The sequence below is a fragment of the Caproiciproducens faecalis genome (assembly GCF_019448085.1).
Lineage (GTDB): Bacteria > Bacillota > Clostridia > Oscillospirales > Acutalibacteraceae > Caproiciproducens > Caproiciproducens faecalis.
This window is the reverse complement of the sequence record NZ_JAGFNZ010000007.1, coordinates 86,666-97,711: the sequence shown is the minus strand read 5'-3', so window position 1 is coordinate 97,711 and position 11,046 is coordinate 86,666. Positions and strand designations below refer to the sequence as shown.

Below are 11,046 nucleotides of genomic sequence, written 5' to 3'. Positions count from 1 at the left end.
ACTTGAATGGTGGGAACAATAGGACTCGAACCTATGACCCCCTGCTTGTAAGGCAGGTGCTCTAACCAGCTGAGCTATGCTCCCGTTTGCTTATATCGCGTTCACCAGCGACGTGTTATATAATACTATATATTGTGCCAGTTGTCAACACTTAAATTACATTTTTTTCATTTTACTCGCATTATTTTTTTGAGCTTTTTCCGCCAGGTTTTTCAGTTCCTGTTCAGAAAGCCGGTACGCGTGACCGCAGTACTGACATTTTGCTTCAGCAAAGCCGGTTTCATCGGCCAGCGATAAAATATCCTCGGGCTTCAGCGTTGAAATAGCACGCTCCACACGTTCCTTGCTGCAATTGCAGACATAGCCGATTTGAAACTCATCCAGAATCTCCATTTCAAAGCCTTTCAGCGCTGTTTTGCACATTTCTTCAATGGACATTCCCTCGGCCAGCATAGTAGTGACCGGTTTTAATTCGCTAACATTTTTTTCAAGCCGGTCTATGGCCGTCTGATCCGCTCCGGGTAATACCTGTATCAGCATTCCGCCCGCAAGAAGCTGCCGGCTGTCCGTTTTATCAAGAAGCACCCCCAATGCACAAACTGTGGGAATCTGTTCGCTGACAGCGTAATAATTGGTAAGATCCTCCGCAATTTCTCCGGATTTAATCTCAACATGGCCGATATAGGGGCTGCCTTCGCCAAAATCGCGTATTACACCAAGAACCCCGTCGGTACCTACGGCGGTTCCTACGTCCAGCTTGCCGTTGGGCTTCAGTGGCAATTGTAAAGAGGGATTGTCGACAGAGCCCCGGCAGTTGCCGTGGCTGTCCGCAATGGCCACCACAGTCCCCAAAGGCCCTTTTCCGTTAATTTTCAGTGTAATGCTGGCGTTTTCTTTCTTCAGCATAGAACCCATGAGGGAAGCGCCCGTTAGCAGCCTGCCAAGAGCTGCGGTTGCGACCGGGCTGGTACCGTGAATCTGCTGTGCCGTCGCCACCAGAAAGGTGGAATCGATTGCCGCCGCCATAATGCTTCCGTCGGAAGTGATGCATCTAATAATTCTGTCCATATTTAAGAATTCCTTTAACTTGTTATCCTTTTCTTGCTACAACAACAATTCTTTCCGTTTGATCGTCCGGTTTTTCAAAACTGAGTTCACGAAATAAACCAACTGTTTCCAGCCCTGCTTTAGACAGCATGGAAACAATCAGTTCCGTATCATAGGCCCGTTCATAAAAGTGTTCGGAGCTTCTGCGGTAGACTTCGCCATCCCTGCCAAAAAAGTCCAGAGTAATTCCGACAATACTGTTTCTTTCTTCAAAACAGTTCTGCCAGACACAGTAAACATCGTCGGTGTCGTAAACAAAAGTCTGATTGCCCAGAACACACCGATGCTTATACAGTGTATTCATATCAAAGACAAAAAATCCACCCGGATTCAAAAAAAGCGAAACGCGGGAAAATGTTTTCATGACATCGCTTTCACGGGTCAGATGATTGATGCTGTCCAGCATACAAAACACGGTATCAACAGTACCGTACAAGTCGATACTCTGCATCTGCTGGTGCAAAAAAAAGATATCCAGCCCGTTGTCAGCCGCCTTTTGCTTTGCAACGGAAAGCATGGACTCGGAGCTGTCTATCCCATAGATGTCAATTCCACGCTTTGCCAGTTCAATGGTAAAGCTTCCTGTGCCGCAGGCAAGATCAAGTGCCAGTCCGGCTTTATGATTCATTCTGTCCAGCAGATGAATCAAATATTCCGCTCGCGCCGGATACCCGACATTTTGTGTAAGGCTGTCATAATAGAGGGCAAACGACGAATAGCTCATTTGCTTTTTTCGTCTTGGTCGATTCTCTTAAACACAAGATCATAGCCATCGCAGCCATAGTTCAGCGAACGGTTGACTCTGCTGATCGTGGCTGTGGAGGCGCCGGTTTTGGCAACAATGTCGCTGTAAACCCGTTTGGTGCTCAGCATATGAGCCACAAGCAGACGCTGTGACATTGCCTTTATTTCCGGCACTGTGCATAGGTCCTCAAAAAAATTGTAACATTCGTCAACCGTCTTTAAAGAAAGAATCGCTTTAAACAAAAAGTCTACACTCTCATCTTTAATTTTCGAATTCAAACGGTTTCACTCCTTATTCAATTACTAGAATAAAATTCTAACACACAAAAGTCCAAAAGTAAAGTGAATTAGGATGGGCACATCACAGCATTTTATTGTTTCGCTTTTAAGAATGATCGCAAATCTCAGAAATAATACTCCGGATCTCTTCCACTCCTTCCCCGTTTACCGAGGAAAAGGGAATCAGTTTCAGCCCCTCGGCCTGACTGAACAGATCCTGAAACAACTGAAGCTGATTTATTCGCTCCGTTTTGTTCAGCTTATCGCTTTTGGTTGCGGCAATCAGAAAAGGCATCCCTGAATTCATCAGATATTCTATCATCTGAAGATCATCGGCAGAAGGACTGTGCCTCATGTCGATGATCTGGATGACGAGTCTAACATTGCGCTGCGCGTTAAAATAACCCTCAACCAGTTCGGACCAGCGCTGCTTCTCGGATTGAGAAACTTTGGCGTAGCCATACCCCGGAAGATCTACCAGCCTGCAGGTCTGCAAATTGTAAAAATTAATGGTACCGGTTTTGCCGGGCTTTGCGCTAACTCGGGCGAGCGCCTTTCGGTTAACCAGTTTATTGATTAGCGAGGATTTTCCTACATTGGAACGTCCGGAAAAAACGATTTCCGGAACAGTGGATTCCGGCAACTGATCCGGTTTTCCTGCCGCGAATTCAAAACAAGCTTTATCAAAAATCAATTTTTCACCCCGTTACTGAGGAATACCGGGCGTTAGAATCGCCGGTTGATTGGAAACACTCATTGGAACAAGTGAATCCGTGCCTTTTTCGGCTTTCTGCTCGGGTATTCTGGTTAAAGCTGCCTCGAGCACCTGATCGATTTTTTCAACCGGCAGAAAATCCACCGCGTTTTTTACCACGGCATCAATTTCAGCTAAATCAGAAACATTGTCAGCCGGAATAATTACTGTCTTAATTCCGGAACGATATGCAGCCATTGTTTTTTCCTTTAAACCGCCAATGGGAAGAACTCTGCCGAGTAAAGTAATTTCCCCTGTCATTGCAACATCATGACGAATCGGGATGTTGGTCAGAGCGGAGGTAATCGCGGTCGCCATTGCGGTACCGGCCGAAGGGCCGTCTTTGGGAATCGCTCCTTCCGGCGCGTGGATATGAATGTCGTATTTGCTGTAAAAGTCATGACAGATGCCAAGGGAATCTGCGCGGGTCCGAATACAGCTGATGGCGGTTCTGGCAGACTCCTTCATCACGTCGCCCAGAGAGCCGGTCAATTCGATTTTTCCCGTGCCGTCCATGACCGCAACTTCAATCGGCAGAAGTTCGCCGCCCACACTGGTCCACGCAAGACCGTTAACCAGCCCAACCATATCCGACTGAATAAGCTCATCCTTCTTAAATTTCTTGGGGCCTAACAGTTCCTCCAGATTTTCCGGTTTTACCGTTATTCTTGCCTGGTTGTCTTCCACAATCCTTTTGGCACATTTTCTGCAAATAGCAGCGATCTGGCGCTCCAGATTACGAACGCCGGCTTCTCTTGTATATCCGTCAATCAGCTCATGAACGGCGGCCGGAGTTACTTTCAGCATCTTGGAATTAATTCCGTGCTTTTTGAACTGTTTTGGAATCAGATGTTTCATAGCAATATTATATTTTTCTTCATGGGTATAGCTTCCAAGAGTAATGACATCCATTCTGTCCAGCAAAGGCTCCGGAATGGCACTGTAATCGTTCGCGGTTGTAATGAACATCACCCTGCTCAGATCAAACGGCATATCGATATAATGGTCAAAGAAGGAGGAATTCTGCTCCGAATCCAGTACTTCCAGTAAAGCGGAGGCAGGATCCCCGCGAAAATCATTTCCCAGTTTATCAATTTCATCCAGCAGTATCAGCGGATTGTTTGTACCGGCCTGTTTCATGGCAGAGATAATGCGTCCGGGCATTGAGCCAACATATGTCTTTCTGTGCCCCATAATGTCGGACTCATCTCTTACTCCGCCAAGAGATACACGCACATAGTTGCGTCCAATGGCCTTGGCAATGGAACGGGCAATCGAGGTCTTGCCAACACCCGGAGGGCCAACCAGGCAGATAATCTGTCCTTTAATGTCCGGAGCAAGCTTCTTTACCGCCAAAATTTCAACGATCCGCTCTTTTACTTTCTTCAGTCCGAAATGATCGTGGTCAAGCACCTTCTGTGCCTTTACAAGATCAATATGCTCGCGGCTCGCGGTACTCCATGGAAGTTCCAGGCAGGTTTCCACATAGCTGACAATCACGCTTGCTTCGTGAGAACCGTAAGGCATTTTGGAGAGCCGGTCACATTCCTTGAGCAGTTTGTCGTTTTGAAGCTTAGGAAGCCTCATTTTTGCAATGCGCTCACGCAGATCATCGGACTCACTCAGGGGGCTGTCGTCGTCACCAAGCTCGTTGGAAATCGCCTTCATCTGCTCACGCAGAAAATACTCGCGCTGATTTTCGTCGATCTGTTCCTTTGCTTTTTCGCTGATCTGGCTTTCAATAGAAAGAACCTGAATTTCATTTTTCAGTATTTCATTCAGCTTCTCCAGCCTTTTCACAGGATGGAGCTCTTCCAGAATCGCCTGCTTCTGTTCAAAGTCAAGCATAATGTTGGAGGTGATATAATCCGCAAGTTCGCCGCAGTTTTTTTTCTGCACCACTCCGATAATAATATCAGGAGGAATGCGGCTGTAGTTTTGAATATACTCTTTAAACAGCGTTTGCGTATAACGGATTAATGCCTGGGTCTTATGGGTTTCCCTGTATGTTTTGGTTTGGCTGGAAATGACATTGGCAAGGATAAACGGACTTTCGCTGGTAACCGCAGAAATTTCTGCGCGGTACATTCCTTCCGCGAAAAGCCGTACTCCTTCCTCGGTGTGGCGAATCACCTGTTTTATCTTCGCCACGATCCCCATTTTATAAAGATCCTCGCCGCCCGGTTCATTGGTATTTAAATCCTTCTGAGCAACCAGAAAAATCTGCTGATTTTCTTCCATTGCTTTGGAAAGAGCCAGAATGGATTTTTTTCTCCCTACATCAAATTGCAGCAGCATACCGGGGAAAATAACCAGCCCTCTGAGCGCAAGCACAGGCATGGATATATTTTCAGTTTTCATAAGTTCTTGATTCGTACTCATAGCTTGCTCCTTAGCAGAAAAGGCTGTTGCAAGTGGACAACAAAAAGTCTGCCACATGCAACAGCCAAGATTTCTATAATTATGATGCTGTGTCCTTACGGCCGCGCTTTCTAGGAGCTGTTATCTTAATTCTGACCGGTTTGCGGTCGGGATTAGTGACAATCTCCGGTTCCGTGCCTTGGTTCACCGTATCCGCGGTAATAGTTACCCTTTCGACGGTGTAGTCAGACGGAACCTTATACATGAGGTTGGTTAACAAATCCTCCATGATGGATCTCAGCCCTCTTGCGCCCGTACGGCGGTCAATGGTTTTTTTGGCAATTGCTTTCAGTGCTTCGGGCTCAAATTCCAACTCAACCTTATCGAGCTGGAACAATTTTTTGTATTGATTGATTAAGCAGTTTTTCGGCTCAGTCAAAATTCTGACGAGAGCGTCCTCATCCAGTCCGTTGAGAGCAGTCATAACGGGTAAACGACCGACTAATTCAGGAATCAGTCCGTATTTTACCAGATCGTGCGGGACAACATCCTGCATCCAGGCCGTGGAATCCAGCTCTACTTTGCTTTGAACCTGTGCACCGAATCCCATCGCGGAAGACGCGGTACGCTTCTGAACAATCTTGTTCAGGCCGTCAAAAGCGCCGCCGCAGATAAACAGAATATTGGATGTGTCAATCTGCAAAAACTCCTGCTGGGGGTGCTTTCTTCCCCCCTGAGGCGGAACGTTGGAAACCGTTCCCTCCAAAATCTTTAACAAAGCCTGCTGTACTCCTTCACCGCTGACATCGCGCGTGATGGAGGGATTTTCAGACTTTCTGGCGATCTTGTCAATTTCATCGATATAGATGATGCCGCGCTCGGCTTTTTCAATATCGAAGTCCGCGGCCTGTATCAGCCGAAGGAGAATATTTTCTACGTCTTCGCCGACATAGCCGGCTTCCGTGAGTGTGGTGGCGTCTGCTATTGCAAACGGAACATCCAAAATCTTCGCCAATGTCTGCGCCAGCAAGGTTTTTCCTACACCGGTCGGACCAAGCAATAACACATTGCTCTTCGTCAGCTCAACGTCGTCTTTGCCGTAATAGATTCTCTTATAGTGGTTGTAAACCGCAACCGAAAGCGCAACTTTTGCTTTTTCCTGTCCAATGACATATTCGTCAAGCTGCTTTTTGATTTCATGCGGTTTGGGAAGTTCGGCCGAAGATTCATTATAGCTGGATTTTCGGTTGGATAAATTCTTTTCGTCGTCAAGGATCGACATGCACAGCTCGATGCACTCATCACAGATATATACACCGGGCCCTGCTATCAGGCGGCGCGCTTCATTCTGTGGCTTCCCACAGAATGAGCAGCAGATTCCCCTGTCCTTGATATCGTCATTATTTGGCATTTATTCAATCACCAACCTCAACTTATCGATTGTAAATGACCTTATCAATCAGGCCATATTTTGCGGCAGCTTCCGCAGTCATGAAATTATCGCGTTCGGTATCTTTCGCAATAACCTCGATCGGCTGCCCGGTTTTCTCAGCGAGAATTTCATTCAGCTTCTTTTTCGTAGCAATAATGTGGTCGGCGTGGATCATAACATCGGTTGCCTGACCCTGTGCACCGCCGCTCGGCTGATGGATCATAATATCGCTGTTGGGAAGAGCAAACCGCTTGCCTTTGGCTCCGGCCGCAAGCAGGAAAGCACCCATGCTGGCAGCCATACCTATGCAGATAGTGGAAACGTCGCATTTAATATACTGCATTGTATCGTAAATGGCCAAACCAGCGGTTACGGAACCACCCGGGCTGTTAATATAAAGGCTGATATCCTTTGACGGGTCCTGCCCCTCAAGATATAAAAGCTGAGCAACCACCAGGCTGGATGTGGTATCGTTTACTTCTTCTGCAAGCATTACGATTCTGTCATTCAGCAGGCGTGAAAAAATATCATAGGAACGTTCTCCTCTGTTTGTCTGCTCAATAACATATGGGACTAAACTCATTATTGCGTACCTCCAATAAAACTAAACAATAAATTAATAATTGGCAGGAAGGACTTTTCTTATTCAGCAGATTTTGCAGTTTCATCTGTTTCTTCCGCTTCGGTTACAACAGCGTTGTCACGAACCAGATTGATGGCCTTTTCAACTGAGATATCTTTAATCAGTTCTTCTTTAGGAATAAAGGTTTTGACCTTTTCAACATCGATCTCATAGCTCTTGGCAAGCTTTGCAAATTCTTCTTCGATTTCTTCCTCTGCCGGATGAATGTCTTCCAGCTTAGCAATCTTTTCAAGTGCCAGACGCACCTTTACTGCACGCTCTGCCTGCGGCTGGAACTGCTTGCGGATAGAATCCTTGTCCATACCGGTATACTGCAGGTAAGTGTCGAGATTCAATCCCTGGGACTGCAGACGGTATCCAAATTCACGGATATCCTCATTGATTTTATTTTCATACATTGCCTGCGGAATTTCAGCTTTGAGATTTTCGACCAGTTTATCAATCAGCTGGTTCTCAACATCGTCCTTCGCTTTTCTTTCCTCAGCTTCGGTCAGCTTCGATTTAATGTCTTCCTTATATTTTTCAAGAGTGTCAAAATCACTGACATCCTTTACAAAGTCGTCGTCAACTTCCGGCAGCTCTTTCATTTTGATCTCGTGCAGCTTGATCTTAAAGACAGCGTCTTTGTCAGCCAGATCTTCTGCGTGATAATCGGCCGGGAATTTTACGTTTACGTCAAATTCGTCACCGGTTTTGTGACCGACGATCTGCTCTTCAAAGCCCGGAATGAACTGGCCGGCACCAAGAGTCAGGCTGTAGTTTTCCGCTTTGCCGCCTTCAAAGGCGACCCCGTCGACAGAACCGTCAAAATCAATGACAGTGATGTCGCCGTTCTGGGCTGCTCTGTCTTCTACGGTTACCATTCTGGAATTGCGTTCCTGAACCTTTTTAATCTCTGCGTCAATGTTCTCTTCAGTTACCTTAACCGGTTTTTTGGCTGCGGTTAAGCCCTTATATCCTTCAATTTCAACTTCCGGCTTTGTTGTAATGGTTGCTTTAAAAACAACACCTTCCTTGCCGGCAGAAACCAGGTCAAAATCAATTTTATCTTCAATCATCTCGAGCTTTGCTTCGTTGACGGCCGCATCCAGCGCATCGGGATAAACCGCATTAATCGCATCTTCATAAAACACCTGCTCGCCGTAATACTTCTCAACGAAAGCACGGGGAGCCTTTCCTTTACGGAAGCCCGGAATAGCGATTTTCTTGTTTTCTTTATGGAATGCCTGATCGAGCGCTTTTTCAAATATAGCAGCATCTACTGCAACCTCAAGCTGGTAACGGTTTGTATCAACCTTATTGGACGATTTTAAGCTCATTATTAACTTCCTCCTGCAAAATGCAAATTATCTAAATTATTATAGCACATGGAAAATAAATATTCTATATATAAGATAAAATATTCAAAAATTGTTCACTTCACCAGAACGGGCATAAATTTCAGGTAGTCACAGGAAATCAGCACCATTTTTATTCCGTCATAAACCCCGGTGATCGCCCTGCGTGACGCCTGGCTCCCATGAATATGGCCAAAATAGCATTCCGTAATTCCTCGCGACTTCAGAACGCCGAGAATCTCTTTGCACTGGGCTCCGTCATAGACAGGTGGGTAGTGCAAAAACACAACCGGCTTTTTCCCCATCTTTTCCGCTTCGTCGATGGAAGTATTCAGGCGGCCGACTTCCCGGTTGACAATCTTGATGTCTTCGGCAGTTTCAGAGTTATACAGCCAGCCGCGCGATCCACAGACCGCAATATCACCGACTGCAACCGCACTGTTGTGAATAATACTGATGGAATCCAACTCATGGAGCTTGAGAAAGTCATCGATTTTCTTTTTCGTCGTCCACCAGTAATCATGATTACCCTTCAGAAACAGTTTGCGGCCGGGAAGCGCATGGATAAACTCAAAATCCTTTACCGTTTCTTCCAGCTTCATTGCCCATGAAATATCTCCGGCAATCACAACAGTGTCGTCTTCGCCTACCACGGCGCGCCAGTTTTTTTCAAGACGGGCGGTATAGTCCCGCCAACCCTCAAAGACGTCCATTGGCTTGTCGGAGCCAATGGACAGATGCAGGTCTGCAATAGCAAATAGTGACATGTGATCCTCTCTTAGACAGTATACTTTATTCCAGCTGTTTTCAGCACAGCTTCGCCCATTTTATCTTTAGAGCAAATCGTATCAAACCTGACTTTTTTTGCTTCCAGTTCCGCAATCGGAGTCGGAATCGGGGTTCCGGTAACAGCGGAAAGCTCCTGAACCTTCTCAAATTCAGAGGCGTCAGCACGGTATTCGCTGGAAACGGCATTTAACACACTGTCGGCAAATTTGTACGGGCTGGCAGTAGAGACAATAATGGTCGGAGTTTCCTCATCCTGTTCCGCTTCCGCATACTGATGATATACGTTCACTGCAACCGCGGTATGAGTGTCGCATAGGTAGTTTTCTGTCTGATAGATTTCTTTGATCGTCTCTTTGGTGGCAGCGTCGTCACAGAAGCCTGCGTAGAAAAGCTCATGAATCTGACTCAGAATGTCTTCGTCCACCTTATATCTGCCGGACGAAGAAAGTTCGTTCATCCATCCGGTTATTTTTTCACTGTTGTTCCCGGTTAAATCATACAGCAGGCGCTCCAGATTGCTGGATACCAAAATATCCATGGAGGGGGATATGGTGGTGTGAAAATCCCTGTTGCGGTCGTAAACACCCGTGTTCAGAAAGTCGGTCAGCACATTGTTGGCGTTGGACGCGCAAATCAGTTTCTTTACCGGCAAGCCCATTTTTTTTGCGTAATAAGCGGCAAGAATATTTCCAAAATTACCCGTGGGTACCACAATATTGACTTTCTCGCCCTCATAGTCGATTTCCCCGTTTGCCATCAGGTCGCAGTAAGCGGAGAAATAATAGACGATCTGCGGCAACAGTCTGCCCCAGTTGATGGAATTCGCACTGGAAAACATAATGCCGTTCTGTTCAAGCAGACGGCTGATTTCAGGATTGGTAAAAATCTTTTTCACACCGGTTTGAGCATCGTCGAAATTCCCCTCAATCGCACAGACCGATACATTGCTGCCTTCCTGCGTATTCATCTGCCGCTTTTGCATGGGGCTGACGCCATTTTCAGGGTAGAACACCTGGATGCGTGTTCCGTCCACGTCTTTAAAGCCTTCTAACGCCGCTTTTCCCGTGTCGCCGGAAGTAGCGACCAAAATCAATGCGGTTTTGGAGGACTGAATTTTTTTCAGTGATTTAGTCAGAAGGTGCGGTAAAAGCTGCAGTGCCATATCTTTAAACGCACAGGTCGGGCCGTGCCACAGCTCGAGCAGGTACATGTTCATTTTCCCGTTCTGCAGATAGGAAATCGGCGCAGGCATGTCCTGATCGAATTTCCCTCCGGTATAGGCGCTCTTAACACATTCCGTAATTTCTTCCGCGGTAAAATCGGAAAGAAAAGCCGATAAAATACGGACTGCACGCTCCGTGTAGCTGCAGTGCTGCAGCTCCAGCAAATCTGAATATAAAAAATGAGGCAGCTTTTCAGGAACAAAAAGGCCGCCCTCTTTGCTGATTCCCTGCGAAATCGCCTGAGCAGAGGATACGCTGATGCCGCTGTTTCTAGTGGAGTGATAATTCAAGGTTTTTCCCCCTTTGCGTTGTCTGTTTTTTTATCATATCATATTTCCCGTTAAAGAGAAACAAAAAAGTGATAAGCATTATCAAAT

10 protein-coding genes and 1 tRNA gene are annotated in these 11,046 nt (G+C 46.4%); all 11 read right to left on the bottom strand.

Annotation, left to right across the window (positions count from 1 at the left end):
- Positions 1-7: 7 nt before the first annotated feature.
- Positions 8-84: transfer RNA gene (locus tag J5W02_RS14585), tRNA-Val, on the bottom strand.
- Between the two features lie 72 nt (positions 85-156).
- The gene (hslO, locus tag J5W02_RS14580; protein WP_219966439.1) at positions 157-1,068 is read right to left on the bottom strand and encodes an Hsp33 family molecular chaperone HslO; all 912 of its coding nucleotides are present in this window, start codon (positions 1,066-1,068) and stop codon (positions 157-159) included.
- Between the two features lie 22 nt (positions 1,069-1,090).
- Positions 1,091-1,831 (bottom strand): class I SAM-dependent DNA methyltransferase, encoded by a 741-nt coding sequence (locus tag J5W02_RS14575; protein WP_219966438.1) that lies wholly within the window; start codon positions 1,829-1,831, stop codon positions 1,091-1,093.
- Positions 1,828-2,130 (bottom strand): YerC/YecD family TrpR-related protein, encoded by a 303-nt coding sequence (locus J5W02_RS14570; protein WP_219966437.1) that lies wholly within the window; start codon positions 2,128-2,130, stop codon positions 1,828-1,830. Before J5W02_RS14570 ends, J5W02_RS14575 begins: the two co-directional genes overlap by 4 nt.
- A gap of 106 nt (positions 2,131-2,236) precedes the next feature.
- Positions 2,237-2,824, bottom strand: a complete 588-nt coding sequence (gene yihA, locus J5W02_RS14565; RefSeq protein ID WP_219966436.1) for a ribosome biogenesis GTP-binding protein YihA/YsxC — start codon at positions 2,822-2,824, stop codon at positions 2,237-2,239.
- A 12-nt stretch (positions 2,825-2,836) separates the two neighbouring features.
- Positions 2,837-5,266 (bottom strand): endopeptidase La, encoded by a 2,430-nt coding sequence (gene lon / locus J5W02_RS14560; RefSeq protein ID WP_219966435.1) that lies wholly within the window; start codon positions 5,264-5,266, stop codon positions 2,837-2,839.
- A gap of 79 nt (positions 5,267-5,345) precedes the next feature.
- Positions 5,346-6,656 carry an ATP-dependent Clp protease ATP-binding subunit ClpX gene (gene clpX / locus J5W02_RS14555; RefSeq protein WP_219966434.1) on the bottom strand — a complete coding sequence of 437 codons (1,311 nt, stop codon included), beginning with the start codon at positions 6,654-6,656 and terminating at the stop codon, positions 5,346-5,348.
- A gap of 22 nt (positions 6,657-6,678) precedes the next feature.
- Positions 6,679-7,260, bottom strand: coding sequence for an ATP-dependent Clp endopeptidase proteolytic subunit ClpP (gene clpP, locus J5W02_RS14550; protein WP_219966433.1), 582 nt, complete (start codon positions 7,258-7,260; stop codon positions 6,679-6,681).
- Between the two features lie 59 nt (positions 7,261-7,319).
- Positions 7,320-8,639, bottom strand: coding sequence for a trigger factor (gene tig, locus J5W02_RS14545; protein ID WP_219966432.1), 1,320 nt, complete (start codon positions 8,637-8,639; stop codon positions 7,320-7,322).
- A gap of 95 nt (positions 8,640-8,734) precedes the next feature.
- Positions 8,735-9,424: a metallophosphoesterase gene (locus tag J5W02_RS14540; RefSeq protein WP_219966431.1), complete on the bottom strand. Its 690-nt coding sequence runs from the start codon at positions 9,422-9,424 to the stop codon at positions 8,735-8,737.
- Positions 9,425-9,435: 11 nt separating this feature from the next.
- Complete coding sequence (thrC, locus tag J5W02_RS14535; RefSeq protein ID WP_219966430.1) at positions 9,436-10,959, bottom strand: threonine synthase; 1,524 nt, start codon at positions 10,957-10,959, stop codon at positions 9,436-9,438.
- Positions 10,960-11,046 lie beyond the last annotated feature (87 nt).

Coding starts and splice junctions, on each gene's coding strand:
- hslO (WP_219966439.1), bottom strand. CDS start 1,068: ATGGACAGAATTATTAGATGCATCACTTCCGACGGAAGCATTATGGCG.
- J5W02_RS14575 (WP_219966438.1), bottom strand. CDS start 1,831: ATGAGCTATTCGTCGTTTGCCCTCTATTATGACAGCCTTACACAAAAT.
- lon (WP_219966435.1), bottom strand. CDS start 5,266: ATGAGTACGAATCAAGAACTTATGAAAACTGAAAATATATCCATGCCT.
- clpX (WP_219966434.1), bottom strand. CDS start 6,656: ATGCCAAATAATGACGATATCAAGGACAGGGGAATCTGCTGCTCATTC.
- clpP (WP_219966433.1), bottom strand. CDS start 7,260: ATGAGTTTAGTCCCATATGTTATTGAGCAGACAAACAGAGGAGAACGT.
- tig (WP_219966432.1), bottom strand. CDS start 8,639: ATGAGCTTAAAATCGTCCAATAAGGTTGATACAAACCGTTACCAGCTT.
- J5W02_RS14540 (WP_219966431.1), bottom strand. CDS start 9,424: ATGTCACTATTTGCTATTGCAGACCTGCATCTGTCCATTGGCTCCGAC.